We start from the raw sequence: 26,962 nt of genomic DNA on the forward strand, positions 1-26,962 counted from the left end.
TCCACCTGCGCCGCCTCTCACGAATGGGAAGGCTCAGTAGTCTGTCCGGTCTCCCGAACAGCCTCGAGCTTGGCGATTTCGGTCAGCATCGTGTTCAGACTGACGTTGCCCGGACCGAGTCCGAGCGTGATCGGAGTGGCATGTGTCGGCAGGTCGAAACCGGTCGGGGGTCGTGGGGCGCGGCTCCGATCGGTCAGAGTGTGCCGCGCATGATCGGCAGTGAAGCAGTGCCGGGGTTGACGCCGAAACCTGCGGCCCAAGCGATCTCGTCGTCGAAAGCGGCGTCGCCTACCAGCTCCGCGGCAGCCAATCCGGCGGGCACCGCGTCCCGGTCACGCAGCAGCCGCCACTGCCGCACGGTGGCCACCAACACCCGCAAGGCCGGCAGCGCGGCGACCGCCTCGAGGTCGAAGACCTCGATCTCCGAGATGTCCAGGCGTTGCAGCGACGGCAATGTGGCCAACGGGGCGATGTGCACCGGCCCGGTCGCTCCGGAAAGGGAGAGGTCCCACAGGACCGGGTGACCCGCCAGCGGCTCCAGCTCGATACGTGGCGCGGTAAGGTCCAGCTGTTCCAGCGGAACCGTGTGCGGCACGGACAGCTGCACCGATTCGACACCGCGCACTTGCAGCTGCCGCAGCAGGGGCAGCGCCGCCAGTTCCGCGGCGTCGAACGAGTCACGGCCGTCGACTGTGAGACTCTGTACGGCGATTGCACCGGGAAGCTCCGCGACCGATTCGCCGGCGCCGCGCAGATGCGCGTGCTCATTCGGATGGTCGGCGATTTCGGTGTCGTAGTACTCCCACACCGACTCGCCCACTCGCAGGGATTCGACTGTCCGCCGCAGCATTGCGAGAACCGAGTCGTCCCGCCGAACAGCGGCGTCCAACCCGTCGGGTTCGAATTCGATTACCTGCCCCGACACTCCGATCGGACCGGGGTCGAGGTCGACGGCGGTTACGTCGCGGCCGCTGCTGCCGATGATCACCCATTTCGGGCTGCGCGAGATTCGGCGCACCACGCCGTGGGGCCAGGACTCGAGCACGGTGCGACCGAGGCCGGCGAATAGCGAGTCCCTCCAGGCACCGACAGTGCCGGCGCCGTAGTGATCGGCCACCTCGATGTCGTCATTGAGATGGGTCGCGGCGACGGTAGCCAAAGGCCGAAGCGCGGTGAAAGCCATCAGACCTTGGTCGTCATCGTCATAGCCCACCACCCGATACAGCGCACGCAGCTCCTCTGGTAGCCGGAAACCAATCCGCGACTCGGCTGCGGCGATCTCGGTTTCGGTTATTCCGGCGCCCAGCTGCGGTGCGTGGCCGTCTTGCCGAGTGCGCAGCTCTACGTACTCGCGGACCAGTTCGGCCACGGTCGCGACCAACCCCGGATCAGTGGTGCGGCCATCGGGGTTTTCGTCGACCGGCGATGGAACGGCATGGCCGGGGTATCGATAAGTGGGGTCGCAGATCACCTGTCGGGTGAAATCCCACCCCAGCTCGTTCTCGTAATGCTGTGACTGGCAGCGGTACTGGAACTCGTAGCTGTCGCCCCGCACTCGCAGCCGCATCTGCACCATGTCGTCCGCGTCCGTGTTCACGCCTAGTTCAGCACGCACCGCCGCCGAGATGGCTGCGGTATCCGGCCACTGTCGTGGCAGCATCAGCGTGCCGATCGAGCCGTGCGCTCGTGCGCCGTAGCCGCCCACCGCATTGTGGTGCATCTCCAGCGTTCCCGCAGTTGCACCGCGCGCCGCGAACTCTCGTGCGAGGTTTTCGACCTGTTCGATCAATTCAGTCATGTGGCTCACCTCAGTCATGTGGCTCACCCCATTGCAGCAGCATGTCGCGGCCACCTTAGCTACCCACATCAGCATGGCCGGTCTCCCAATGATGGGAACAGGATCCGGTGAACTCGGTTGCTCGGGTTTCCGCGAGAGGGGATTGACGCAACCTATGGGTTGCAATACTATTGCAACCCATAGGTTGCTACTACGGAGGTGTGCTGATGGGATTTCCTGATCGGATCGAGCGGACTATCGAGCTTGCGCACCCGCCCGCGAGGGTGTGGGCGGCGCTGACCACGGCCGAGGGGTTGGGCAGCTGGTTCGGTAACGAGGCGGGCATCGAGCTGAGGCCGGGTGGTACGGCGTGGATGCGGTGGAAGGAGAACGAGTTCTCTGCCGACATGCGGGTCGAGCGGGTGGAGGAACCGCGGGTGTTCGGGTTCACCTGGCATATATACGGGCTGCCCGAGGGGGATCCGCGCCGCACCTACGTGGAGTTCACGCTGGAGCCGGTGGCGGCGGGCACGCGCCTGACCGTGGTCGAGTCCGGCTTCGCGCAACTCACCGATGACGCCCACAAGACGGCGTTCGACGGCAACACCCGCGGCTGGTCCAGCGAGCTCGGCGAGCTGGTCGACTACCTCGATGCGGCCTGACCAGGAGGCGATTGCCGAGCAGGTCTTCGTGGCCCTGGCGGATCCGAGCCGGCGCGCGATCCTCGCGGCGCTGGCGTCCGCCGGGCCCGCCACGGCGACCGACCTGGCGGCCCGGCTGCCGATCACCCGCCAGGCGATCGCCAAACATCTGACGCTACTGTCCGAGGCCGGTCTGGTGACCGCGGAACCGGGGGAGCGGCGCCGGGTGCGTTACCGATTGTGTTCCGCGCCAATGCAAGTGGCGCAACAATTCCTCGCCGCGCTGGCGCGGGACTGGGACGGCCCGCTCGATGCGCTGAGGAACATCCTCGACAGGGAGCTGGAATGAAGACACCACCGATCGTTTCGCAGGACGAGTGGGAGGCTGCGCGCCTCGAGCTGCTGGTGCGGGAGAAGGAGGTGATGCGGGCCCACGACGAGCTGGCCGCCCGGCGCCGCCGGATGCCGTGGGTGGAGATCGGCAAGCAGTACGTATTCGACGGTCCCAAGGGCCCGGCGAGCCTGCTGGAGCTGTTCCAGGGCCGCCGTCAGCTGATCGTCTACCGCGCGTTCTTCGAGCCCGGCGTGGTCGGCTGGCCCGAGCACGCCTGCCGCGGCTGCTCCATGATCGCCGACCACGTGGGCAATCCCGCGCACCTGAATGCACGCGACACCACGCTCGTATTCGCCTCGCGCGCACCGCAACCCGAGATCGCGAAGGTGAAGGCCCGGATGGGCTGGTCCAGGATCCCCTGGTACACGATCACCGATGATTTCGATGCCGACTTCGGTGTCGACGAATGGCACGGCACCAACGCCTTCATTCGCGAGGGCGACCGGGTGTACCGCACCTATTTCATCAACCGCCGCGGTGACGAGTACTTCGGAAACACCTGGAGCTACCTGGACATGACGGCCCTGGGCCGCCAGGAGAACTGGGAGGATTCGCCCGAGGGCTACCCGCAGACCGCGCCCTACGAGTGGTGGAACTGGAACGACGAGTACGCCTCCGCGGTCGACGAGACCGCCTCGGAGTGGCTGGGCAGGGTCGCGAACGCCATCGACGAGGGCGAGGCCGGAAACCAGGCGAAGCAGGCACCGCACGACTGCTGCGCGCACCCGGCGGACTGACAACGCGAAAGTGCCGGTCGCCCACGGACTTCCGAAGGGGACCGGCACTTTCGGTACGGAAATCAGATCATCGCGCGCAGCGCGCCCTCCGGCTCCACGCCCATGGAGGTCAGGGCGACCGAATGGTACAGCGAGCCGGGGGTGTGGATGGCATGCTGCAGACCGACGTGGGCATCGCGCCAGAAGCGCTGCAGCACATTGGTTCTGCGGGCGGCGTTGCCGCCGGAGCGGGCGAAGATCTCGTCGACGGCGCTCACCGCGCGCCAGGCGGAGCGAACCTGGTTGCGGCGCACCAGCGAGCGGTCCTCGAAGCTGATGGCCTGACCGGCGTCGGCCTTGTCGTAGACGCGGCTGATGCCGTCGAGCAGCTGGGTGCGCGAGGCGGCGATATCGGCCGCGGCCTCCGAGATCGCCGACAGCACATAGGGATCGTCCTTGATCCGGGTGCCCATCGCGGTGACCCGCTCGCGCTGGTAGTCCAGGTGCGCGGCGAGCGCGCCCTCGCAGATGCCGATGACCGCCGAGGTGATGCCCAGCGGGAACATCGCCCAGAACGGCAGCCGGTACACCGTCTCGGTGCGGCCCGCGCGCTCGGCGGCGAGCTCGCCCTGCGCGACCTCGTCGGAATCAATGGTGCGGTACTCGGGGATGAACGCACCGTCGACGATGACGTCCTTACTGCCGGTGCCGCACAGGCCGATCACGTCCCACGAGTCGTCCACGATCGTGTAGTCCTTGCGCGGGATCACCACGTGGATCACCTTGCGCGGATCCGCGGGCTTGCCCTCGGCGTCGGCGACCATCGCGCCGAGCACGACCCAGTCGCAGTGGTCGGTGCCGGAGGAGAAGTTCCAGTGCCCCTTGACGATGTAGCCGCCGTCCGTCGGCACGGCGAGGCCCTGGGCGGCGTACGGGGACGCCATCCAGGAATCCGGGTTCTCACTCCACAGTTCGGCCTGCAGCTTGCGGTCCATCAGCGCCATCTCCCACGGATGCACGCCGCCCACACCGCAGACCCAGCCTGTGGATCCGCAGTGCTTCGACACCGCCATGACCGCCTCGGCGAAATCGCGCGGATGTGCCGCATAGCCGCCGAAGTCGGCGGGCTGCAGCATCCGCATGACCCCCGCCTGGCGCACCAGTTTGACGCTCTCGTCGGAGAGCTTGCCTCCGCGCTCGGTCTCCTCGGCGGCCGCGGCCAGCTGCGGGGCGACCTCCTCGACTCGGCGAACAACCTCGTGCGACATCCACGGACCTCCGAAATGCTGTCGGTAGTCCCCACCCCGTAGTGGGGACATTCCGACGGTAAGCGCATTCCGGCGCCGCGACGACAGGCATTCCCGGTGATCGGAACCGCTCCGACCAGGCGGTGCGCTACGAGGAGAGCAGCCCGGAGTCCCGGATCGCCTCGGCCAGCGGCTCCAGCACGGCGGGGTCGTGCGGGGTGGGGATGTAGACGACCGCCAGGTCCGTGCCCTGCTCGGCCATGGACGCGGCCCATTCGACCACCGCGCCGTACCCCTTGCTCGGGTCGAGCCGGACCTGCGCCGAGTGGGTGATCTCGGCGGGGTCGCGGCCGATGTCGGCGCAGTGGGCGGCCAGCACGTCACGCTTGCGGGCGAACTCCTCGGGGGTGCCGCCGGGGAAGTTCCAGTGCTGGGCGTAGCGGGCCGTGATGCGCAGGGTGCGCTTTTCGCCGTTGCCACCGATCACGATGGGCGGATGCGGGCGCTGCGGGCCCTTGGGCTCGTTGCGCGCGGCCTTCAGCTGGTAGTACTTGCCGTCGAAATCGGTTGTCTCCTGGGACAACAGGCCGATCAGCACCTGGCACGCCTCTTCGAAGCGGTCGAATCGCTCGGTGAGGGTGCCCAATTCGATGCCGTAGGCGCCGGACTCCTCCTCGTTCCAGCCCGCGCCGATGCCCAGTTCGAGTCGTCCGCCGGAGATGATGTCCAGCGCCGCGGCCATATTGGCAAGCACCGCGGGATGCCGATAGTGCACGCCGGTGACCATCGTGCCCAGCCGCAGGCGGGTGGTGGCCTGCGCGAGCGCGGTCAGCGTGGTCCAGCCCTCGAGGCACGGGCCGGTCGAATCGGAGAAGATCGGGTAGAAGTGATCGAAGGTCCATCCGGACTCGTAGACGTCGATCTCGTCGGCGGCCTTCCAGACCGCGAGCATGTCGGCCCAGGTGGTTTCCTGCGGCGATGTTTTGAAGGCAAAGCGCATGGTGAGAACGGTACGAGCTGGAGTGCGCTCCAAGTCAAGCAACACGCCTCGCTCGCGAACCGAAGGTACACGGTGCACCGGTTGTCACCGTCGGCCCGGACGGCGGAGAGCTCGCGTACGGAAAGTTAGCCAGTGCAGTGCCTATCGGGCCTGACACGCCGAAGACACGCCGAGTATTGCAGGTAGGGTTCACGATTCGTGTCCGATTGCCCGGTCTCTGCTGCTTTGCTGAGAGGTGCGAGGTGGTGACGCGGGCGCAGGAGGGTCGATGCATCGGGTGACGCAGCGGGAGAATACCCGGGCGGTGCCGCCGTGGCTGTGGACGGCACCGGTGATCGCGGCGGTGGTGGCCGCGACGGTGTGGGCGGTACGGCCGCATCCGGCGGCCTGCCGCTCCGCGGTCGTCCCGACGCCGGTCGTCCCGACGCCGGTCCGCGTCGTGACGACCACGAACACTCCTGCCCCCGAACAGGTCTCGGACGACGAGCGGGTCGATCCGCCGATGGCCGGCCAGGCCCGCTACTACACCTTCAGCCCGCGGGTGGCCTGCTCGTTCCCGGACCTGCCGCCGGACGGTTACTACGTCGCGGTGCCGCCCGACGAATACGCCGACAGCGCCGCGTGCGGGACGTACGTCGACCTGAACGGTCCCCTGGGCACCGTGCGCGCCCAGATCGTGGACCGCTGCCCGGGATGCGGCCCGCACCAATACGATCTGAGCGCCGTGGCCTTCGCCCGGATCGCCGACCTCGCGGCCGGCGTCGCCCGGATCGGCATCAGCCGCGTGCACAACCCCTCGCCCCCACCGGATCTGGTGTACCGGGTCGCCGACGGCTCGTCATCGGCCTGGCTGGGAATACAGTTCACCGATACCGGAAATCCGTTGAGCCGGGTAGAGATTCGCGCCGATTCCGGCGGCCCGGGATATACCCTCACGCGCGGCATGGACGATTCCTGGTCGATCTCCGGGCTCGGGCCGGGGCCGTTCACCGTGCTGGTGACCGACGACGACGGCCATCAGGCGGAGGTGCCGGGCATCACGGTCGACCCCGGGCGGCTGCAGCACACCGGCCACAGCCTCTACGCGCTGCCCGCGCCCTCGGCGGACGCCGCGCCCCCGGTGGCGTCTCCGATCGCGATGACTCCCGGTCCCGTGCCCTGTTCGTGAGCGCCCCCGCGCGCCGCCGAGCAGTCGATGTGTCATCATCGATTGAAACGCGTTCTAATTTTACGCGGGTGGCAGGAGGCAGTCGGGACATGGCAGATCGGGCGGCGCACCAGGACCCGCTATCCAGCGCGTCTCGTCCCGGCCGCCGGCGCGGTCCGGGCCGCCGGCTCGGGCGGCGCGTCACCCGGATGAACCGGGTGCCGGCCGGGACGATGGTGGAGCTGCCGGGCCGCGGCCGGACCTATCTGGTGGATATTCCGGGTCCCGACGGCGCGCCCACCGTGATCCTGCTGCACGGGCTGGTCACCACCGCCATGCTGAACTGGTTCCCGGCCCTCGAGGAGCTGTCGCAGCACTATCGGGTGGTGCTGTTCGACCAGCGCTGGCACGGCCATGGAATCCGTTCTCCCCGTTTCGATCTGGATGATCTTGCCGACGACGTGATCGCGATCGCCGATCTGATCGGCGTGCGGCGCCCGATCCTGGCCGGGTACTCGATGGGCGGCATCGTCGCACAGCTCGCCGCGCACCGGCATCCCGATCGCGTCGGTGGAATCGTGTTGTGCGCCACCACCTACCGATTCCAGGAGACGTGGCGCGAGCGAGCGTTCCACCGGAGCGTGGGCGCGCTCGGGCGGATGATGTCCGACACGGTGGCACGGCGCGTGGAGCGCACGGGGGAGCGGCTGCCCGAACTGCCGCAGATCTCCTGGGACACGGGGCGAATGGATCGGTGGGCGCTGTCGGAGATGCGCAGTGTGAACGGCCTGGCGATGGCGGAGGCGATCGCCCAGCTCGGCCGATTCGACTCCACGCCGTGGCTGGCGAGCCTGAAAGTGCCTGCGGCGGTGGTCATCACGACGCAGGATCGGGCGCTGCCGGTCTATCGGCAGCTGGAGATGGCGAAGATGATCCCGGGCGCGGAGATCTTCCTGGCCAAGGCCGGGCACGCGGCCTGCGTACTCGAGGCGGACGCCTTTGTCCCGGTGCTCCTCGAGGCCTGTGCGGCGGTAGCCGCCCGGCAGTAGGGGCGCCGCTAGTTCTCGGCGCGAGCGGCCTTGAGCAGTTCGGCGATGCTGTAGTGCACGGCCTCGGCCATCTCCTCGATGCCAGGGACCAGCTCACGGCAGGCGATGAAGCCGAAGTTCAGGTCGCCGCCGCAGGACAGCACCGTGATGTTCAACCCGGCGCCGTGGAAGACGGGCCCGAACGGATGCATCGCCTCGATGCGGTGGCCCAGGAAGTACAGCGGCACCTGCGGTCCCGGCACGTTCGATACGACCAGATTGTGCACGACCGGATGCCGGTCGGCCAGATCGAATTCCGAATATGCGCGCGCGGCGAGCTGGAACAGATTCGGCGGCGCGTACTGCGCCCAGTCCTGCAGGAAGTCCGCGCCGATCAGGTCGTGCTCCTGCTTGGCACCACGATTGAATTCGGCGATCAGCCCGAGCCGCTCGACGGGGTCCTCGATATCGGTGTAGAGCCGGGCGAACAGCGAGGAGACCTTGTTGATGCCCTGCTCGTGCCGGGAGGCGCCGTGCGTGGACACCGGGACCGAGGCGATCAGCGAGGTGTCGGGCAGTTCGCCGTGTGAGCGCAGATAGTCCCGCAGCGCCCCGGCCACGACGGCCAGCACCACGTCGTTCACCTTGACCCCGAAGGCCGCCCGGATGTCCTTGATGTCCGACAGGGTCGCCTTGGTGCACGCGATCGTGCGGTGCGGGGTGATGGTCCGGTTGAACGGCGTGCGTGGCGCGGTGAACGGAATCGCCATGCCCTTCTTGTCGTTTCGCCGCCGCTCGATGAAACCGCCAACCATGCCAACGGTTTTCGGCACCATGCCGAAGACGCCGAGCTTGGCGGGCAGGCGAAGCAGGCCCCCGGCGGCGAGCATCACGTCGTTCGGCGCCGATTCGCCGATCTCCCGTCGCTCGGGCTCCGGATAGCGCACGCCGGGCTCCAGATCGCACAGGTGCATCATCATGTTCGTGCCGGTGATGCCGTCCACCGCGGCGTGATGGTACTTGGAGATGATCGCGATCCGGCCGTCCGCGAGGCCCTCGACGACCCACATCTCCCACAGCGGGCGGTCGTGATCCATGGACCGTCCGGCGATATCGGCGGTGAGCTCGTCCAGTTCGCGCTGCCCGCCCGGTGCCGGAACCCCGATCCGCCGGATGTGGTAATCGAGGTCGAAGTTCTTGTCCTCCACCCACACCGGGTGATCGAGGTCGAACGGCACCCGATGGGGCCGGCGCCGCATGGACGGCACCAGATGCAGGCGGCGGCCGAGTTCGGCCTTCAGCTCGGCGAATTCGTAGTTCGTGCCCGCGGCGACGGGGTCCAGGACCAGTAGGGCGCACACGTGCAGTAGCTGAGTATCGGTTTCGAGGTAGAGGAAGCTGGCGTCCAGCCCGGTCATTCGTTCCATGCGTATAGCGTATGAGAACGTGTTCTATTTTTCCCGCTCAGTGGGACGGGAGATCCGTCACAAACCGGTCGGTCATTCAGTTCAATGTGGTAATGAGAGTCGCCCTCCGGTAACGAGATTCGGGTGGATACGGTTGCGTGCCGATTGGGTATCTCTTCGGCAGAGTTCGTTGCCGCCCCCCGGCGCACCTCCTACCTTGGGCCCTATAGGGCTGGGATAATAGTCACTGACAAGTGTCACTCAGCCTCTCACAACGGCGTGAGTAGGTGGGAATCATGGGCGACCGGAAGGGTTTGCTGTTCGGAAAATGGCGCATCGCAGGGATATTCGCCGTCTGGCTGGTGCTGGCGGGCGTGCTGTACCCGGCGCCGCGGGCCGTCGCACAGGGATGCGCGGCCGTGGACGTGGTGGTGGCCAGGGGGACCGGGGAGCCGGGCTATCTCGGCAGCGCGGTCGGTGATCCCCTGTACGCCCAGCTGCAACGCCGATTGCCCCTGAGTACCAGCGGATATCGGGTGAACTACCCGGCCGATCTGACCAATGTCCTGTCCGTCGGCGACGGCAGTGGCGACCTCGTCGCGCACGTGGCGGGTCAGGCCGCGGCCTGTCCCGGTCAGCGGTTCGTCCTGGTCGGTTATTCGCAGGGCGCCGTGGTTGTGCACACGGCGCTGGGCACCGGCATCACCGCCCCGATTCCCGGTGCGGTCCGGCTGGACGGCGCCCTGGGCTCGCGGGTGGCGGCGGTGCTGCTGTTCGGCGATCCGCTGCGGCTGGCCGGAACCGGCGTGCCGGGGGAGTACGCCGCCCGCACCGCGAACTATTGCGCCCCGGGCGATCCCGTCTGCGCGGGCGGGCTGAACCCGGCCGCGCACGTGGCCTACGGCGGCGATTTCGTTGCGGCAGCGGACTTCACGGCCAACCGGCTGTGAATTCGGACCTCGGGGATGGTGAGTCGGCGGAGTTTGCGGAGCCGGCGGGGTGGGTGAACTCAGCGGCGCTGGATTCGGCTCGGTGGCGGTACCAGATTCGGGTGAGCCGCGAGGTAGGACTCGAGGGCATCCAGATCCGACGGTCCGACGCCGCTGGGCCGGCCCTGGGTGAAGACGCTGAAGCCGTCGCCGCCCGAGGCGAGGTAGTTGTTGGTCGAAACCTGGTATACCGCAGCGGGATCGAGGGGTTGATCGCCGACACGGACCGTGTCGGCGATCACTTTGTGTCCCTTGGGCGCGGCGTCGGAGTACGCGTAGGTGATGCCCGCCGCGGACAGCACGCCCGGGGCGACGCGGTTGTCCCACTGCTGCTCGAGCAGCGCGAGAAGTTGCGCACCGGTCAGGGCGACGGTCACCACCTCGTTGCCGAACGGCTCCACCGTGTAGGCCTGCTCGTAGGTGACGGCGCTGCCGCTCAGATCCGCCCGCACGCCACCGGGATTCATCACTGCGACCGACGCCTGGGCGGGAGCCATGGCCGCGAGCATGGAGTCGGCGATGACGTCACCCAGCGGCGAATCCCCGCCCGGCGCCGGTTCGTTCGGCAGTGGCCCGGCGGTGGAGCCGATGACCCGGGCGGCCAGCGGCGCGGACTGGGCGGCGTAGAAGTCGACCAGTTTCTGTGTAGCCGGATCGGGGGTGACGGTGCGGGTGACCACCCGATTGACGGCCGTGGCATCGACCTTGCCGCCGTGGAAGCGCAGCGTGACATCGGTGATCAGCCGACCGTACGAGGCGCCCTGGGTGACCACCTTGCCATCGATGACGCAGTTGTAGGCCAGGTGGGTGTGGCCGGTGAGCAGCACGCGCACGGCCGGATCGACGTGCTGTGCCAGAGCGGTGACGTTCGGGGTGATACCCGCGCAGCCGTTGTAATCGGAGGGAGCCCCGTGGGTCTGCTGCGCGCCGCCGTCGTGGATCAGCGCGACGATCGTTTCCGCGCCCGCGGACTTCAGTTGCGGCACATACTTGTCGATGGCCTCGGCCTCGTCGCCGAAGGTGTAGCCCGCGATGGCCGTGGGCATGACGATGCCCGCGGTCGCCGGGGTCACGACGCCGACGACCCCGATCCTGTGGCCGCCGACCCGCAGCATCGTCCACGGCTGCAGCCCCGGGGGAAGTTGGCCGTTGGTGTCGGTGACATTCGCCGCCAGATACGGGAACACCGCGCCCGTGAAGGGCGAACCGGGAGAACAGCCGGTGGCGGCGCATCCGCCCTGCCGTATCCGTCGCAATTCCGGTATGCCGTGGTCGAATTCGTGATTGCCGACCGAGGAGGCGGCGACGCCGAGGTCGTTCATGTAGTCGATGGTCGGCTCGTCGTGGAACAGCGCCGAGATCAGCGGGCTGGCGCTGACGTTGTCCCCGGCGGACACGATCGCGCTGGCCGGATACGCCGCGTGCAGGCGCGCCAGGTGGGCGGCGAGGTAGGCCGCACCGCCCGCGGTGTACGCGCCGACGTGCCCGTTGCCGCCCTGCGGCGGTTCCAGATTGCCGTGCAGATCGTTGATCGCGAACAGGTGCACCTCGCCCGGTTGCGCGGGTGGCAGATTGTCCGTGGTAACCAGCGGAATGCCCGACGTTGCCGGCGGCACGGGCTTCGAGCCGTTGCCGCCGCAGCTGACCACGAGTACCACGAAGAGCACGGCGATCGTCGCCTCGACCGCGCGCTGACGCAGATTCATAGTCCTCGACTGTGACAGACCGAGGCTGCGTCCGCGCTGCGCGCCGGTGAATTTCGCGCGCTACCGGCCCGGCGGGCACCCGATCGTCATCCCTGCGGGCAGCGATCGGGTGCCTCCGGTGAACCGGAAATCACCAGTGCAGGCCGGGGATTCGGTTCGTGATGCGGGTGAGCGGGCCGGGCATGCCCATCATGGGCTGGATGACGGGCGCGAGGGTGAGCAGCAATCCACCCTCGCCGGACCGCTTCTCGGAGTCCGCCTGCGGTCGGTCGTGCTCGCTGTCTCCGGAAATACCCCGGGCGGCAGCGGAATCCCGATCCATCCGGAAACTCCGGTTCAGGATCGCCTTCTTCACCGACGGCATCACGGTGTCCAGCACCTGCGCGACGGTCCCGATCGGGGTGTCGATGCGGGCGGGGCGATCGGTCAGCGCCCGCACCACGATGGCCGCGGCCTGCTCGGGGCTGTGCGCGGGGAAGGAGCGGTACGCGTCGGTCGGGGCGATCATCGGGGTGCGCACCAGCGGCATCCGCACCGAGGTGAAGGTGATTCCGGCGTCGGCGTTCTCCGTCGCCGCGACCTCGCTGAAGGCATCCAGCGCCGATTTGCTCGCCGCGTACGCCCCGAACCTCGGCATCTTGGTCTGCACCGCGATCGAGGAGATGTTGACGAAGTGACCGGCGCGGCGCTCGCGCATCGAGGGCAGCAGCGCCAGGATCAATCGCACCGCGCCGAAGTAGTTCACCGCCATCGTCCGCTCGAAATCGTGCATCCGGTCGGTGGAGTTGGCGACCGAGCGGCGGATCGAGCGGCCCGCGTTGTTCACCACGTAATCGACGTGGTGGTAGTCGGCGAGCACCTGCTTGACCAGCAGCTCGACCTCCTTCTCGCTGGTGATGTCGCACGTGTACGCCTGGGCCGCACCGCCGTTCGCTCGAATCTCGGACGCGGCGGCCTCGAGCTCCTCGGTCCCGCGCGCCACCATCAGCACCGTGGCTCCGCGCCGGGCGACCTCGTGCGCGGTGGCCAGGCCGATACCCGACGACGCCCCGGTGATCAGGACCGTCCGGCCGCGCAGCCGATCGCCGCCGTCGGCGGGCCGCGCTCGATCCGGATCCATGGAGGTGCGCCAGAACTCCCACAGTGCCGGCGCGTAGTCCTCGAAGCGCGGCGGGGTCAGGCCGCGCAGCTGGGAGCGGGTGGAATCGGAGACGAAGTGCGAGGCGAACGAGACGTGCGGGGCGACCTCGGGCGGAATTCCCGACTGGTCCAGCAGATAGTCGCGTAGCCGGGGCACGCCCGGCAGCTGTGCCAGGGCGCGCAGCGCGGCCCCGCTGCCCGGCAGCGTGCCCAGCGCCGAGGGTGCGCCCCCGGCCCGGGCCAGCGCGGCGTAGATCTCGGCGAACGGCTGCGGTTCGGGATTGACCAGGTGGTACGTGCGGCGATTGCGACCTGGACGCCGGATCAGTTCCACCATCGCCGTGGCCACGTAGTCGACCGGGACGATATTGGTGGCGCCCAGATCGGGCAGCATCATCGGCAGCTCGGACGGCAGCCCCGCCAGGCGGGCGATGGCGGGGAAGAAGTAGTAGGGGCCGTCGACCTTGTCCATCTCCCCGGTGCGGGAATCCCCGGCGATGATCGCGGGGCGATACACCCGCCAGCGCAGCCCCGGCGCCTCGCGCACCAGCTTCTCGGCGGCGAATTTGGTTCGGTGGTACGGGGATTCGAGATTCTGCCCCAGGTCGAAATCGTCCTCGAAGAAGTACCCGCGGTGGTCCCCGGCCACGGCCACGGACGACACGTGGTGCAGCATCGCGCCCAGGCCGGTCGCCAGGGCGATCACCGCGCGGGTGCCGGTGACGTTGGCCGCGTAGGCGGCTTCCTCGTCGGCGGTCATGTCGTAGACCGCGCCGAGGTGGATCACGTGCTCGGCGGTCGGCGGATCATCGTGCAGCCCAAGGTCTTCCATGGTCAGATCGCCGATGAGCGGGAAGACGCGGTCGCTCGCGCCCCAGCCGTCCGTGAGCTCGGCGAGCTTGGCGACCGAGGCCTCGCGCACGAGCACGTGGACCACCGCCCCCGCGTCGCGGGCGAGCAATTCGGTGACGACCCGGCGCCCCAGAAATCCGGTGCCGCCGGTCACGATATAGGAGACCATCGTCCCTCCTGAATGTCGAACATGGTGCGACGCAACAACTTTCAGGTGCGTCATGACACAGTTCGTCCGGCATTCTCCGGTGGATGCGGACGCGAGCCATCCCCGCTAGCAAACTCGGGGATCGGATAGGAACCCCTTCGTGCCTAACTGGTGAGTAACTTTACCGGCGCGCGCAATTGTCTGCAAACCAAAAGGCGCTCCCCGTGGTGTGGGACGTGTCACCACGTGGGAGCGCCTATTGGTATCCGTGTCAATGGTTTTCATATAACCGGCGGTAGCGCTCGGCTACCCGTCGGCATCCGTTGCCGATCGGATTGGGGCGAGCTCAACCCTGGTGCCGGAGCGGGAATTCCGCGGCCAGCTCGTGGAACATCGCCGTATTGAAATCGAAAGCGCCCTGGCACTCGCCCAGGACCCGCTGGCGCTCCAACTCGTCCACGGCCAGGCCGTCGAGCAGGTCGCGGTACTCGCGCTTGAAGGCGGCCGGGTTCGGGATCTGATCGAAGACGTAGAACCGCACACCGTCGCCGCGCTTGGGCAGCTGCCACAGCTTCTCGGCGGTGCCGCGGATGACCTGGCCGCCCGACAGATCGCCCAGATAGCGGGTGTAATGGTGCGCGACATATCCGGCCGGCCACGTCTGCGCGCACTCGAGCACCCGCGTGGCGTAGGCCGCGGTCGAGGGCAGCGGTTCGAGGTCCGCGCGCCAGTTCTCGCCACCGAGGTGCGCCAGATCGTCCTCGAGGTGGGCCACCCGCGCGAGTTCGGGCCGGACGAACGGGCCCGCCACCGGATCCTGCGCGAGGGTGTCCGCGTGCTCCTCGAGCGCCCGGTAGATGTGCCACAGCTGCCCGGTGTAGCGGTAGAACGCCGCCACGCCCAGGCCGCCGCCGAGCATGTCGCTCATGAACGTGGAGCTCTCCGCGTCCGCGTGTTGCCGCTCGGTAGCGGTGCGGATGCGCGCGGAGAACGGCGCGATCTCGGGCGGCGTGCTGGTCTCGGGCATGGTCGGGCAGTCCTCGCTTCGGTCCGGCGCTACTTTGGGTTACCTAAATTCTGCCCCGACGATACCGTCCGGAGCGTGCGCGGCGAATCGAACTTTCGGACGGTTCGCCCTCGTCCGTCGGTCGCCGACCGGGGAATTCGGCCGGTACGGACGGGGGCGGTTTGTGACGGTACCCACATCGCGCGCATTCGCCGCCTCTATTTCGCCGGGTCGATCGCCCCGGATCCGGCGTTTGCCCACGATTCCGGGCCGCCGAGCCCCGGAAAAGAGCCCGCCCGGGCGTAACTCGGCGCGATCAGGCGCCGATACGATTGAGATGGGCCCGGACGGGGCCGCCGAATAGGGAAAAGAAGGATGCTCGGGACCGACTGTTTATGCGCCGCCACCCTTCGGGGTGGCGATTTCCGAAAGGCGGTACCGAGTATTCGCGCGCAAGCCGGGGGATCGAATGTCGTCGGATGAATCTCCCGGGACGGCCCGGCGCGCGGCAGGCCGCCCCCGCCCGCGCCCGCGCCGGGTGCCCGCGGTTCGCACGCTGCCCACCCTGCTGAGCCTGGCGGTCGAAGCAAATCCGGGCGGCGTCGCGGTGCGCGATGTGCACCGGTCGCTCACCTATCGCGAACTGGATGCTTGGTCAACGCGATTGGCGCGAGTGCTGATCGCCCGCGGCATCGGGCCCGAGGATCTGGTCGCCGTGGGCATCGAGCGCTCGGTGTGGTCGGTCGCGGCCGTGTGGGCGGTGGCCAAGGCGGGCGCGGCGTTCGTGCCGGTGGATCCGAACTACCCGCCCGATCGAGTGGCACATCTGGTCTCCGATTCGGGTGCGGTGCTGGGTCTTTCGGTCCGCGCGACGGTGGACCGGCTGCCCGGGGACTCCTGGCTGGTCCTCGACGACCCCGAGTTCGGCGGCCGATTGGACGCCGTGGGTTCCGAACCGGTTACGCACGAGGATCGGGTGCGCCCGTTGCAGGGCGCGCATCCGGCGTACGTGATCTACACCTCCGGCTCGACGGGGCTGCCCAAGGGCGTCGTCGTCACCCACGCCGGGCTCGCGAATTTCTGTGCCGAGCAACGCGAACGGTACGCGGTGACCGCGCGGTCGCGGACCCTGCACTTCGCCTCGCCCAGCTTCGATGCCTCGGTGCTGGAGCTGCTGCTGGCCATCGGCGCGGGTGCGAGCATGGTGATCGCGCCCGCGGAGATCTACGGCGGCGCCGAGCTGGCCGAGCTGTTGCGGCGCGAACGCGTCACCCATGCCTTCGTGACTCCCGCCGCGCTGGCCTCGGTGGATCCGGCCGGGCTCGACGAGCTGGCCGTCGTCGTGGCCGGGGGCGAGGCCTGCCCGCCGGAGCTGGTGCAGCGCTGGGCGATACCGCTCGCGGGCGGGGGTATGCGCCGATTCCACAACGGTTACGGGCCGACCGAGACCACCATCATGACCAATATCAGCGATCCGCTGGTGCCAGGGGAACCGGTCACCATCGGCCGCGCGATCCGGGGGATGACCTCGCAGATCCTCGATACCCGCCTCGGCGCGGCGCCGGGCGGGGAGGCGGGCGAGCTGTATCTGGCCGGGCCGGGCCTGGCGCGCGGATATCACCGCCGCCCGGGGTTGACCGCGGCGCGGTTCGTGGCCGATCCGGCGGGGCTGCCGGGCGGGCGAATGTACCGCACCGGCGATCTGGCCCGCACCGGGGCGCGGGAGAACGTGGAATACCTGGGGCGCAACGACTTCCAGGTGAAGATCCGCGGCTTCCGGATCGAGCTGGGAGAGATCGACGCGGCCCTGACCGCGCATCCGGAGGTCGATTTCGCGGTCACCCTGGGGCGCGAAACACCTTCGGGGGAAACGATCCTGGTTGGATACGTGGTGGCCACGCCCGGCACCGCGCCGGATCCGCAGCGGGTGCGCGACTTCGTCGCGGCCACCCTGCCCGCCCACATGGTCCCGCCCGTCGTGCTGGTGCTGGACCGGATTCCGCTGACCCCGGTCGGCAAGCTGGACCGGGCCGCGCTGCCGGATCCGCCGCTGTCGATGCGCGAATACCGCGCGCCCGCAACCGATCACGAGCGCGCCGTCGCCGCCGCCATCGCGGAGGTCCTGGGCGTGGAGCGGGTCGGGCTCGACGACGATTTCTTCGCCCTGGGCGGCAATTCGCTGCTGGCGGTGCGCGCGGCCGCGCGGATCGGGGCCGAGCTCGGCCTGCGGGTGCCGCCGCGGCTGTTCTTCACCGCCGACACCATCGCCGAGCTGGCCGCCGCGGTGGGTACCCAGTCCGAGCGACGGCGCCCGCCGCTGGTGCGCCGCGAGCGGCCCGATCCGCTGCCGGTGTCCGCGGCCCAGCAGCGGCTGTGGCTCACCAACCAGTTCGACACGGCCTCACCGTCGTACAACATTCCGTTCGCGATGCGGCTGACCGGCGACCTCGACCTGGGTGCCCTGCGCGCGGCGCTGGCCGACGTGATCGCCCGGCACGCGCCGCTGCGCACGATCTACCCCGCCCACGAGGGACAGCCGGTGCAGCGGGTGCTGCCGGTCGGCGAGGCCGTCCCCGAGCTGACACCCGAACCCGTAGCCGCGCAGGAGCTCTCCGGGCGCCTGCTGCTGGGCGCCGCGGCCGGATTCGACCTACGCACCGATCTTCCCCTGCGGGCCAGGCTGTTCCGGATCGGCGCCCGCGAGCACGTGCTGGCCGTGGTTGCGCACCACATCGCCTGCGACGGCACCTCGCTCGCGCCGCTGGCGCGGGACATGGTCAGCGCCTATCACTCGCGCAGCGTCGGATCGGCCCCCGCGTGGGCCCCGCTGGCGGTGGAGTACGCCGATTACGTGCTGTGGCAGCGGGATCTGCTCGGCGACGAGACCGACCCCGAATCCCTGGCGGCCACCCAGGCCCGCTACTGGCGCGAACGGCTGGAGGGATCGCCCGAACTGCTCGAGCTGCCCGCAGACCGCCCGCGCCCCGCGCTGCCCTCGGGCCGCGGCGGCATGGTCGCGTTCGCCGTCGACGCGGATGTCGTCACCGGGCTGCGGCGCATCGCCGACGCGCACAATGCCTCGCTGTTCATGGTCGCGCACGCCGCCCTGGCCGTGCTGCTGGCGCGGCTGTCGGGCACCGCCGACATCACCATCGGCACCCAGATCTCCGGGCGCGGGGAGCCGGAGCTGGACGATCTGGTCGGCATGTTCGGCAACTCCCTGGCGCTGCGCACCGAAGTCCCGCCCGGGCAGTCGTTCTCCGAGCTCATCGAGTCGGTGCGGGAGACCGACCTGGCCGCCTTCGACAACTGGGACCTGGGCATCGACCGGGTGGTGGAGCTGGTCCGGCCCGGCCACGCGCTGGCCTACGCGCCGCTGTTCCAGGTGCTGCTGATGCTGCAGAACTTCGAGCAGCCGCGGATCGCGTTGTCCGCCTTGGAGATCGAGCCGGTCGGGCTCGACATCACGGTCGCCAAGCTGGATCTGAGCGTCACGCTGACCGAGGAGCCCGGCGGCGCCGTGGCCGGTGCGATCGACTACGCCACCGACCTGTTCGACCACGCCACCGCCGAATCCATCGCGCGGCGCTACGTGGCGATCCTGACCGAGGTGAGCCACGACGAGAAGGTCGCCATCGGGGACATCCAGCTGCTGTCGGCCTCCGAGCGGGCGCTGCTGGCGTCGGTCAGCGGCCCCCGCGCCACGCCCGGCACCCTGTGGGACGGTTTCTCCGCGCAGGCCGCACGGACCCCCGACGCCGTCGCGGTCGTCTTCGACGAGCGGGAGTGGACCTACGCCGAATTCGCGGCCCGGGTGAATCGCCTTGCCCGCCAGCTGATCTCGGCGGGTGTGCGGCCGGAGACCCGGGTCGCGGTGGCGATGCGCCGGTCGGCCGACATGCTGGCCGCGGTCTACGCCGTGCTCGCCGCCGGTGGGGCCTACGTGCCGATCGATCCGGATCATCCGATCGAACGGATTCGCTACATCCTGGACACCACCCGGCCGGTCTGCGTGCTGACCGCGGGCGCGGATCCGGATCTGGGCGTGCGGATCGATCAACTGGACCTGTCACCGTACTCGCCCGATCCGGTGACCGACGCGGACCGGCGTGCGCCGCTGCGCGATTCGAATGCCGCCTATGTGCTGTTCACCTCGGGATCCACCGGCCGGCCCAAGGGCGTGGTCATCACCCATCGCGCGGTGGTCAACCAGATGCGGTGGATGCGTGAGCAATACGACCTCGGCCCCGGCGACACGATGCTGCACAAGACGCCCTTCACGTTCGACGCCTCGGTCTGGGAGTTGTTCCTGCCGTTGCAGATCGGCGCGCGGCTGGTGATCGCCCGCCACGACGGCCATCTGGACCCGGACTACCTCCTGGCGACAGCGCGACGATACGACGTGGCGATCCTCGAGTTCGTGCCGTCGCTGCTGGCGCTGCTGCTCGCCGACGACGCCGCGGAGCTACCAGCCTCGCTGCGGTACTTCTCGCTCGGCGGCGAGGAGCTGCCGCCCGCGCTGCTGACGCGGGTGCACGAGCGGCACGGCGCGATCGTGGACAACACCTACGGCCCGACCGAGGCGACCGTTACCTCCACCATGCACCGGTGTACGGGCCCGGTGCGGCCGGGCTCCCGGGTGCCGATCGGCCGGCCGATCCGCAATACCACCGCGTACGTGCTGGATTCGCGGCTGCACCGGGTGCCGCCCGGGGTTCCCGGCGAGCTGTATCTGGCGGGCGTGCAGCTGGCTCGCGGATACGAGGCGGCCGCCGGGCAGAGCGCGGGCCGGTTCGTCGCCGATCCGTTCGGCGGCGCGGGGACCCGCATGTACCGTACCGGCGATCGGGTCCGAATGGGCGCCGGTGGCGAGCTGGAGTTCCTGGGCCGCACCGATTTCCAGGTGAAGCTGCGCGGGCTGCGCATCGAACTGGGTGAGATCGAGGCCGCACTGGCGCAGGCCCCCGGGGTCGAGCGGGCGGTCGTCGTGGTGGCGCGGCAGGAGCGGGTGGGCGAGTTCCTGGCCGCCTATCTGGTGCCGGCGCCCGGACGGACCATCGACACCGCCGCGGTGAGCGACTCGGCCGGAAAGCGGTTGCCCGCCTACATGGTTCCGCATCACCTGGTCGTGCTCGACCGATTGCCGCTCACGCCGAGCGGCAAACTCGATCGCCGCGCGCTGCCGCCGGTGCACGCGGCGGCCGGGCCGGAGTTCCGGGAACCGGCCACCGCTGCCGAGCGCGCCGTGGCCGCGGTCTTCGCCGAGCTGCTCGGAACGCCGCGAATCGGGCTGGACGACAACTTCTTCGACCTCGGCGGCAACTCGCTGATCGGGATGCGGGCGATGGCCCGGATCAATGCGGCGCTCGGCACGGGCCTCGGAGTGCGGGATCTGTTCGATGCGCCGACCGTCGCGCGGCTGGCCGCCCGCTCCGGCGCGGGTGCCGCCGCGCCGCGCCCCGCACTCGTGGCCGGTGCACGGCCGCAACGGATTCCGCTGTCGTTCGCACAGCGCCGGATGTGGTTCCTGAACCGCCTGGCGCCGGATTCCCCGGCGTACAACATCCCGCTCGCGGTCCGGCTGACCGGACGGCTCGACGTGGCCGCCCTGGCCGCGGCGGCCGGCGATGTGCTCGGCAGGCACGAGGCGCTGCGCACGCGCTACCCCTCCGATGTCGAGGGGGCGTATCAGGACATCCTGCCCGCGGACGCGGTCGTTCCGCCGCTGACGCCGGAGGATGTCGACGGCGAGCAGGTGGCCGCTCGGCTCATCGAGATCGTCGGGGCGGGATTCGATGTCACCGCGGCCCCGCCCTTCCGGGCCGCGCTGCTCCGGGTGAACCCCGGCACGGAACCCGACACCGCGAGCGCTCCGTCGGCCGATCCGGAGGCCGGCGACTACGTGCTGGTGCTGGTCGTGCACCACATCAACGCCGACGGGTTCTCGATGGGGCCGCTGGCCCGCGACGTGGCCCTCGCCTACGCGGCCCGCGCGGCCGGTAGCGCTCCGCAGTGGCGCCCCCTGCCGGTGCAGTACGCGGATTACGCACTCTGGCAACAGCATCTGCTCGGCGACGAGACCGACCCGGACAGCCTCGCGGCGCGTCAGCTCGCCTACTGGACCGCGGCGCTGCGCGGCATTCCCGATCAGCTGGATCTGCCGTCGGACCGGCCCCGGCCCGCGGTGGCCGCGGGGCGCGGGGCGACACACCGTTTCGTGCTGCCTGCCGACCTGCATCGCGCGGCGGGTGTGCTTGCCGCGCAACGCCATGCGACGTTGTTCGGCGTCGTACACACCGCGTACGCGGTGCTGCTGGCCCGGCTCTCGGGCATCGACGACATCGTCGTGGGCACTCCGATCGCGGGCCGCGGCGCGGCCGAACTCGACGATCTGGTGGGCATGTTCGTCAATACCCTGGCGCTGCGCACCCGGGTCGACCCAGCCGCCTCCTTCGAGAGCCTGCTGGCCGCGGTGACCGCGGGCGACCTGGCCGCCTTCGACCATGCGGACGTGCCGTTCGAGCGATTGGTCGAGGTGCTGGATCCACCACGGTCGCAGGCCCGCAACCCACTGTTCCAGACGATGCTGGTGTTGCAGAACCAGCAGACCCCGAGCCTGGACCTGGGGGAGGTGTCGATCGGGCTGCTGCCCGCGGAGACGGGCATATCCCAATTCGATCTGAACCTCACCCTGAGTGAGCGGTTCGACACGGATGGCGCGCCCGCCGGGATCATTGCCGAATTGACCTATGCCACGGATCTTTTCGATTCCGAGACCATTGCCGGTTTTGCCGGCCGCTTCGAGCGGCTGCTGTCGGGAGCGGTGGCCGATCCGGCCCTGGCGGTCGGTGACATCGACCTGCTCAGCCCCGCGGAGCGCCAGGCCGCGCTCGTGCACGCCGGTACACACCTCCCGCGTCCGATCGCCCTGGTGCCGGCAATGCTGGCCGCTCAGGCAGCCTGTACGCCGGACGCGCCCGCGGTCGTCGCCGAGGACGCCACGCTCACCTACGCCGAGTTCGCGGCCCGGGTGAACCGGCTGGCGCGACGGCTGATCGCCGACGGCGTCGGCCCGGAATCGATGGTGGCCCTGGCCATGCGGCGATCGCTGGACATGGTGGTGACCATTCACGCGGTGCTCGCCGCGGGCGGGGCCTACGTGCCGCTCAATCCGGATCACCCGGCCGAACGCAATCGCTACATCCTGGATACGGCCCGCCCGCACTGCGTGCTGCTCGGCGCGGGCGTGCCGGAGGTGGGCGAGGATCGCTGGCGGCAACTGCGCATCGCCCCGGCGGAGCTGAGTGCGTACAGTGCCGATCAGGTGAGCGATGCCGAACGCCGTGCGCCGCTGCGTGCCTCCAATACCGCCTACGTCATCTTCACCTCCGGCTCGACCGGTCGGCCCAAGGGGGTGATGATCCCGCACGGAGCGCTCGTCAACTACGTGCTGTGGGAGCGGGAGCACTACGTCCTGTGCCCGGGAGACGTTGTGCTGCACAAGACTCCGGTCACCTTCGACGCCTCGGTGGTGGAACTGTTCGGCCCGTTGCTGTTCGGTGCGCGGATCGTGGTGGCCCGGCACGACGGCGAGCGGGATCTGGACTATCTGCTGGGCCTGATGCACCGGTACTCGGTCACGCAGATGAATGGTGCGCCCTCGCTACTCGGGTCGTTGCTCGGTGCGGACGCCGAGCTGCCCGGGTCGCTGCGGCACGTGCTGGCCGGCGGCGAGGAGCTGCCGCGCAGCGTGCTGACGCGGATGCGGCGGCGATACCCGGACGTCTCGGTCGACAACCACTACGGCCCGACCGAGGCCACGGTGACCTCCCTGATGCAGCGGTGCACACCCGACGTCCTCGCGGCGACCGGGCGGGTGCCGCTGGGCTGGCCGGCGATGAATACCGGTGTCTACGTCTTGGATTCGCGCCTGCGCCCGGTGCCCCCGGGCGTGGCCGGTGAGCTGTATCTGACCGGCGTCCAGCTGGCGCGGGGATATCGGGGCCGGGTGGACCTGACCGCGGAACGCTTCGTCGCCGACCCGCACGATCCCGCGGGCGGGCGCATGTACCGCACCGGCGATCTGGTTCGCCGCACGCGGGCCGGCGCGCTGGAATATCTGGGCCGCACCGATTTCCAGGTGAAGCTGCGCGGCCTGCGGATCGAACTGGGCGAGATCGAGGCGGCGCTGACGGGGCTCGAGGGCGTGCGGCAGGCCGCGGCGCGCGTGGTGACCGATGACCGGCGCGGCGACCGGCTCGTCGCCTTCGTGGCCGCGGCGGCCGATTTCGACACCCGGGCCGCGAAAGCGGCTCTGGCGGAACATGTTCCCGGTTACATGGTGCCGAACATCATTGTCGCGCTGGACGCGTTGCCGGTGAACGCGTCGGGGAAGGTCGACCGCAAGGCCCTGCCCGCGCCGGAGTTCGAGGCGACCGCCTATCGGGCGCCGGTGAGCGAGGCCGAACTGCTCGTCGCCGAGGTGCTGACCGAGGTGCTGGGTCACGAGCGGATCGGGCTGGACGACAACTTCTTCGAGCTCGGCGGCAACAGCCTGCTCGCCACCCGGGTGGTGGCCCTGCTGGGCGAGCGGTTCGGGATCCGGCCGCAGGTGCAGTGGCTGTTCACCGCGGCGACGGTGGAGGCGCTGGCCGCGACGGTGGCCGCCGCGGCGGCCGGCGCCGGCGTCGACGACGGCCTGGGCGTGCTGCTGCCGATCCGCGCCGAGGGGCGCGGCGTCCCGCTGTTCTGTGTGCATCCGATGCTCGGGCTGGCGTGGAGTTATGCGGTGCTGGCCGAATCGTTGCCGGGGCGGCCGCTGTACGGGCTGCAGACGCCGGCGATCGGCGAGCCTCAGACCCCGGTGGGATCGATCGCCGACCTGGCGACGCGCTACGTCGCGGCGATCCGATCGGTGCAGCCCGAGGGGCCGTATCACCTGCTCGGCTGGTCGCGCGGCGGGGTGATCGCGCACGCGATCGCGACGCGACTGCAGGCCGCGGGCGAGCGGGTCGCGGGTCTGACCATGCTGGACAGTACCTGTCATACCGATCCGGCCCGGTTCCGCGCCGAATTCACCGCGGCCGTGCGGGAGATCGGCATCGAGATCGGCCCGCAGGAGGATCTGGCCGCACTGCCCGACGACCGGCTGGCGTTGCTGATGGCGGCGATTCCGGCCGAACTGACGGCGCTGACGCCCGCGCAGGTGCGCCGGATGTACACCGCGGCGGTGACACCGATCGAATCGGGCCACGTCCCCGACCGGTTCGACGGCGATATCGTCTATGTCACACCGGAATTGGAGCCCGATCCGGACGGCGATCCGGCGGAGTGGCGCGAGTTCGTCACCGGCCGCGTCATCGAGCGCACCCTGCCCGCCACGCATGCGACGATGCTGTCCCCGGAGACGGCCGCTGCCCTGGCGGCGCTCGTGAGTCCGGTGGAACCGGAGGTCGACGTGGTCGCGGGCCCGGAGTAGGCCCTGGGGACCGCCGATATCGCCCGCCCGCCGTGCAGACCGGTGGGTACGGTCCGGCTGCTTCCGAATAATGCACCGGCGCTGGGGAATCCGGCCCTCCTGGATACCGAGGGCGGTGTCTGCGAGAACATCGTCGACCACTCCTGCGATGCGGGTTCGAAACGCTTTGGGGGAGTGCGACTCCGCGTGGATCCGGATCGTCGCGGCAACAAGACGATCGGGGCCGTGACCCGCGGCGACGGTGCCTACCGAGAGCTGCCCAAGAAAGTTTACGGAGTTTAATAATAGGTGTTCACAAAATAGGGTGTGGTGTGGTTCACTCGTCTGAACTCGTTCTAGAGGAGGCCACCCGTGTCCGCACCGTCCATCTCTCACGGCTTCGATTTCACCGACCCCGATCTGCTTGCCAAGCGTTTGCCTGTCGCCGAATGGGCCGAGCTGCGCAAGACCGCCCCGGTCTGGTGGGTCGAGCAGCCGCACAACATCGCCGGCTTCGGCGACAACGGCTACTGGGTCGTCAGCCGGCTGGACGACATCAAGGAGATCTCGAAGAACCCCGAGGTGTTCTCGAACTTCGAGAACACGGCGGTGATCCGCTTCTACGACGACATCGCCCGCGAGGAGATCGACATCCAGCGCGGGATGCTGGTCAACCAGGACCCGCCCGCGCACGACAAGCTGCGCCGCATCATCTCCAAGGGCTTCACCCCGCGCGCGGTGGAGAGCCTGCGCAACGCCCTGCGCGATCGCGCCGAGCGAATCGTGCACGAGGCCAAGAAGTCCGGCGGCGGCGACTTCGTCACCCAGGTCGCCTCGGAGCTGCCGCTGCAGGCGATCGCGGAGCTGCTGGGCGTCCCGCAGTCCGATCGCGGCAAGCTGTTCGAGTGGTCCAACACCATGATGGGCTACGACGATCCGGACTTCGGCGGCGACCACAAGATGGCCACGGCCGAGATCATGGGCTACTCCTGGAATCTGGCCGAGGAGCGGCGCGGGTGCCCGGCCGACGACATCGTCAGCCAGCTGGTCACCGCCGACATGGACGGCGAATCGCTCGGCTCGGACGAATTCGCCTGGTTCGTCATCCTTCTCGCGGTCGCGGGCAACGAAACCACGCGTAACGCCACGACCCACGGCATGAAGGCGTTCGTCGACTTCCCCGAGCAGTGGGAGCTGTACAAGCAGCAGCGGCCGCGCACCGCGCCGGACGAGATCGTCCGGTGGGCTACGCCGGTGATCGCGTTCCAGCGAACCGCCCTGTCCGACACCGAGATCGGCGGCCAGCACATCAACAAGGGCGACCGGGTCGGGCTGTTCTACGCCTCGGCCAACTTCGACGAGGAGCGGTTCGACAAGCCGTTCGAGTTCGATATCCTGCGCAACCCCAACCCGCACGTGGGATTCGGCGGCACCGGCACGCACTATTGCGTCGGGGCCAACCTGGCCCGCCTGCAGCTCGATCTCATCTTCAATGCGATTGCCGACGTAATGCCCAACCTGCGTCAGGTTTCCGAGCCCGTGCGGCTACGCTCGGGTTGGTTGAACGGAATCAAGAGCTGGCAGGTTGCTTATGAGTGAGCCCGCTAGGCGGGGCCGGGTGCCCGCGGTGAGCGACGCGGACATCCGGCGAGAGGCCAGAACCCTACTGGCAGAGCAGGGCCCGGAGGCGGTGACGCTGCGCGCGATCGCGCGCGCCCTCGGCATCACCGCGCCCGCCCTGTATCGCTACTACTCCTCGCGCGAGGATCTGGTCACCGCGCTACGCCTGGACATCTGCGCGGAGCTGGCGGCTCAGCTGGCCGCGCAGGTCGCGGAGCTACCGGACGACGGCATGGTGCAGCTGCTGGCCATCTGCCGCGGCTTCCGGCGCTGGGCGCTGGACCACGGGCCCGAGTTCACGCTGGTCTTCGCCTCCCCGGCGGGCGGGAACACCAGTGCCATGCGGCAATTCGACGAGCCGTTCGGCCGCATCTTCCTGCAGGCGGCCGGGCGGCTGCTGACCGCCTACGACATCGCGACCCCGCCGACGGACGCGATCCCCGAGGTGCTGTGCGCGGATCTGAAGCGGTTTCAGACCGAATTGCTTGCCGTGCTTGCCGAATCGGGACAGGACTTCCCGGCCGAGAAGCTCGATCTGGGCGTGACATACCTGATGATCATGTTCTGGGCCCGGATCTACGGTCACGTCACCCTCGAGGTGTTCGGCAATTACCCGATGGCCGTGGAGGATCCGGACGCGCTGTTCGACGCCACCCTCGAGGATCTGGCCCGCACCATCGGGATCTGA

The 26,962-nt window shown here is 69.3% G+C and carries 16 protein-coding genes; 9 read left to right on the top strand and 7 right to left on the bottom strand.

The window, feature by feature from the left end; translation table 11 throughout:
- Nucleotides 1–193: 193 nt before the first annotated feature.
- Nucleotides 194–1,798 carry an SMI1/KNR4 family protein gene (locus KO481_RS09965; RefSeq protein ID WP_215916779.1) on the bottom strand — a complete coding sequence of 535 codons (1,605 nt, stop codon included), beginning with the start codon at nucleotides 1,796–1,798 and terminating at the stop codon, nucleotides 194–196.
- Nucleotides 1,799–2,004: 206 nt separating this feature from the next.
- Here KO481_RS09965 and KO481_RS09970 point away from each other — a divergent pair, with 206 nt between their 5' ends.
- Genes KO481_RS09970 through KO481_RS09980 form a run of 3 tightly spaced genes read left to right on the top strand, consistent with a single transcriptional unit; the run spans nucleotide 2,005 to nucleotide 3,549 of the window.
- Nucleotides 2,005–2,439, top strand: a complete 435-nt coding sequence (locus KO481_RS09970) for an SRPBCC domain-containing protein (protein ID WP_215916780.1) — start codon at nucleotides 2,005–2,007, stop codon at nucleotides 2,437–2,439.
- Nucleotides 2,429–2,767 (top strand): ArsR/SmtB family transcription factor, encoded by a 339-nt coding sequence (locus KO481_RS09975; protein ID WP_215916781.1) that lies wholly within the window; start codon nucleotides 2,429–2,431, stop codon nucleotides 2,765–2,767. The genes KO481_RS09970 and KO481_RS09975 overlap by 11 nt, the downstream gene beginning before the upstream one ends.
- Complete coding sequence (locus tag KO481_RS09980; RefSeq protein WP_215916782.1) at nucleotides 2,764–3,549, top strand: DUF899 domain-containing protein; 786 nt, start codon at nucleotides 2,764–2,766, stop codon at nucleotides 3,547–3,549. The genes KO481_RS09975 and KO481_RS09980 overlap by 4 nt, the downstream gene beginning before the upstream one ends.
- Before the next feature lie 62 nt (nucleotides 3,550–3,611).
- Here the strand turns inward: KO481_RS09980 and KO481_RS09985 are convergent, their stop codons facing one another.
- Both KO481_RS09985 and KO481_RS09990 read right to left on the bottom strand, forming a co-directional pair.
- Nucleotides 3,612–4,796: an acyl-CoA dehydrogenase family protein gene (locus KO481_RS09985; RefSeq protein WP_215916783.1), complete on the bottom strand. Its 1,185-nt coding sequence runs from the start codon at nucleotides 4,794–4,796 to the stop codon at nucleotides 3,612–3,614.
- Between the two features lie 127 nt (nucleotides 4,797–4,923).
- Nucleotides 4,924–5,775, bottom strand: coding sequence for an LLM class F420-dependent oxidoreductase (locus KO481_RS09990; RefSeq protein ID WP_215916784.1), 852 nt, complete (start codon nucleotides 5,773–5,775; stop codon nucleotides 4,924–4,926).
- A gap of 268 nt (nucleotides 5,776–6,043) precedes the next feature.
- Between KO481_RS09990 and KO481_RS09995 the strand changes: the two genes are divergently transcribed.
- Together KO481_RS09995 and KO481_RS10000 are read left to right on the top strand one after the other, a co-directional pair.
- Nucleotides 6,044–6,943 (top strand): expansin EXLX1 family cellulose-binding protein, encoded by a 900-nt coding sequence (locus tag KO481_RS09995; protein ID WP_215916785.1) that lies wholly within the window; start codon nucleotides 6,044–6,046, stop codon nucleotides 6,941–6,943.
- Nucleotides 6,944–7,032: 89 nt separating this feature from the next.
- On the top strand, nucleotides 7,033–7,971 hold the full coding sequence (locus KO481_RS10000) for an alpha/beta fold hydrolase (RefSeq protein WP_245400724.1): 939 nt from the start codon (nucleotides 7,033–7,035) through the stop codon (nucleotides 7,969–7,971).
- A gap of 8 nt (nucleotides 7,972–7,979) precedes the next feature.
- On the opposite strand, the gene KO481_RS10005 is transcribed toward KO481_RS10000, so the two are convergent.
- A complete protein-coding gene (locus tag KO481_RS10005; RefSeq protein WP_215916786.1) occupies nucleotides 7,980–9,377 on the bottom strand; it encodes a WS/DGAT/MGAT family O-acyltransferase in 1,398 nt (465 codons plus the stop codon).
- Nucleotides 9,378–9,652: 275 nt separating this feature from the next.
- Here KO481_RS10005 and KO481_RS10010 point away from each other — a divergent pair, with 275 nt between their 5' ends.
- Nucleotides 9,653–10,306, top strand: coding sequence for a cutinase family protein (locus tag KO481_RS10010; protein WP_215916787.1), 654 nt, complete (start codon nucleotides 9,653–9,655; stop codon nucleotides 10,304–10,306).
- A gap of 59 nt (nucleotides 10,307–10,365) precedes the next feature.
- Here KO481_RS10010 and KO481_RS10015 read toward each other — a convergent pair whose 3' ends face one another.
- The 3 genes from KO481_RS10015 to KO481_RS10025 all read right to left on the bottom strand — a co-directional run bounded on the left by KO481_RS10015 (nucleotide 10,366) and on the right by KO481_RS10025 (nucleotide 15,218).
- Entirely contained in the window at nucleotides 10,366–12,051 is a 1,686-nt protein-coding gene (locus KO481_RS10015) for a bifunctional metallophosphatase/5'-nucleotidase (protein ID WP_215916788.1), read from the bottom strand.
- Nucleotides 12,052–12,181: 130 nt separating this feature from the next.
- A complete protein-coding gene (locus KO481_RS10020) occupies nucleotides 12,182–14,212 on the bottom strand; it encodes an SDR family oxidoreductase (RefSeq protein WP_215916789.1) in 2,031 nt (676 codons plus the stop codon).
- Between the two features lie 325 nt (nucleotides 14,213–14,537).
- Nucleotides 14,538–15,218, bottom strand: a complete 681-nt coding sequence (locus tag KO481_RS10025; protein WP_215916790.1) for a biliverdin-producing heme oxygenase — start codon at nucleotides 15,216–15,218, stop codon at nucleotides 14,538–14,540.
- A gap of 448 nt (nucleotides 15,219–15,666) precedes the next feature.
- On the opposite strand from KO481_RS10025, the gene KO481_RS10030 reads away from it, so the two are divergent.
- The 3 genes from KO481_RS10030 (at nucleotide 15,667) to KO481_RS10040 (ending at nucleotide 26,962) form a co-directional block, all read left to right on the top strand.
- On the top strand, nucleotides 15,667–24,675 hold the full coding sequence (locus KO481_RS10030; RefSeq protein ID WP_215916791.1) for a non-ribosomal peptide synthetase: 9,009 nt from the start codon (nucleotides 15,667–15,669) through the stop codon (nucleotides 24,673–24,675).
- 351 nt (nucleotides 24,676–25,026) lie between these two features.
- Nucleotides 25,027–26,253 carry a cytochrome P450 gene (locus KO481_RS10035; protein ID WP_215916792.1) on the top strand — a complete coding sequence of 409 codons (1,227 nt, stop codon included), beginning with the start codon at nucleotides 25,027–25,029 and terminating at the stop codon, nucleotides 26,251–26,253.
- On the top strand, nucleotides 26,246–26,962 hold the full coding sequence (locus tag KO481_RS10040; protein WP_215916793.1) for a TetR/AcrR family transcriptional regulator: 717 nt from the start codon (nucleotides 26,246–26,248) through the stop codon (nucleotides 26,960–26,962). Before KO481_RS10035 ends, KO481_RS10040 begins: the two co-directional genes overlap by 8 nt.

It is taken from the genome of Nocardia albiluteola, from assembly GCF_018860155.1.
In the GTDB taxonomy this organism is placed as follows: domain Bacteria; phylum Actinomycetota; class Actinomycetes; order Mycobacteriales; family Mycobacteriaceae; genus Nocardia; species Nocardia albiluteola.

Excerpts from the sequence above, each read along its gene's own strand:
- KO481_RS10025 (WP_215916790.1), bottom strand. The coding sequence starts at position 15,218 with ATGCCCGAGACCAGCACGCCGCCCGAGATCGCGCCGTTCTCCGCGCGC.
- KO481_RS09985 (WP_215916783.1), bottom strand. The coding sequence starts at position 4,796 with ATGTCGCACGAGGTTGTTCGCCGAGTCGAGGAGGTCGCCCCGCAGCTG.
- KO481_RS10005 (WP_215916786.1), bottom strand. The coding sequence starts at position 9,377 with ATGGAACGAATGACCGGGCTGGACGCCAGCTTCCTCTACCTCGAAACC.
- KO481_RS09990 (WP_215916784.1), bottom strand. The coding sequence starts at position 5,775 with ATGCGCTTTGCCTTCAAAACATCGCCGCAGGAAACCACCTGGGCCGAC.
- KO481_RS10010 (WP_215916787.1), top strand. The coding sequence starts at position 9,653 with ATGGGCGACCGGAAGGGTTTGCTGTTCGGAAAATGGCGCATCGCAGGG.
- KO481_RS10020 (WP_215916789.1), bottom strand. The coding sequence starts at position 14,212 with ATGGTCTCCTATATCGTGACCGGCGGCACCGGATTTCTGGGGCGCCGG.
- KO481_RS09980 (WP_215916782.1), top strand. The coding sequence starts at position 2,764 with ATGAAGACACCACCGATCGTTTCGCAGGACGAGTGGGAGGCTGCGCGC.
- KO481_RS09965 (WP_215916779.1), bottom strand. The coding sequence starts at position 1,798 with ATGACTGAATTGATCGAACAGGTCGAAAACCTCGCACGAGAGTTCGCG.
- KO481_RS10015 (WP_215916788.1), bottom strand. The coding sequence starts at position 12,051 with ATGAATCTGCGTCAGCGCGCGGTCGAGGCGACGATCGCCGTGCTCTTC.
- KO481_RS09975 (WP_215916781.1), top strand. The coding sequence starts at position 2,429 with ATGCGGCCTGACCAGGAGGCGATTGCCGAGCAGGTCTTCGTGGCCCTG.
- KO481_RS10000 (WP_245400724.1), top strand. The coding sequence starts at position 7,033 with ATGGCAGATCGGGCGGCGCACCAGGACCCGCTATCCAGCGCGTCTCGT.
- KO481_RS10040 (WP_215916793.1), top strand. The coding sequence starts at position 26,246 with ATGAGTGAGCCCGCTAGGCGGGGCCGGGTGCCCGCGGTGAGCGACGCG.
- KO481_RS09970 (WP_215916780.1), top strand. The coding sequence starts at position 2,005 with ATGGGATTTCCTGATCGGATCGAGCGGACTATCGAGCTTGCGCACCCG.
- KO481_RS10030 (WP_215916791.1), top strand. The coding sequence starts at position 15,667 with ATGTCGTCGGATGAATCTCCCGGGACGGCCCGGCGCGCGGCAGGCCGC.
- KO481_RS09995 (WP_215916785.1), top strand. The coding sequence starts at position 6,044 with ATGCATCGGGTGACGCAGCGGGAGAATACCCGGGCGGTGCCGCCGTGG.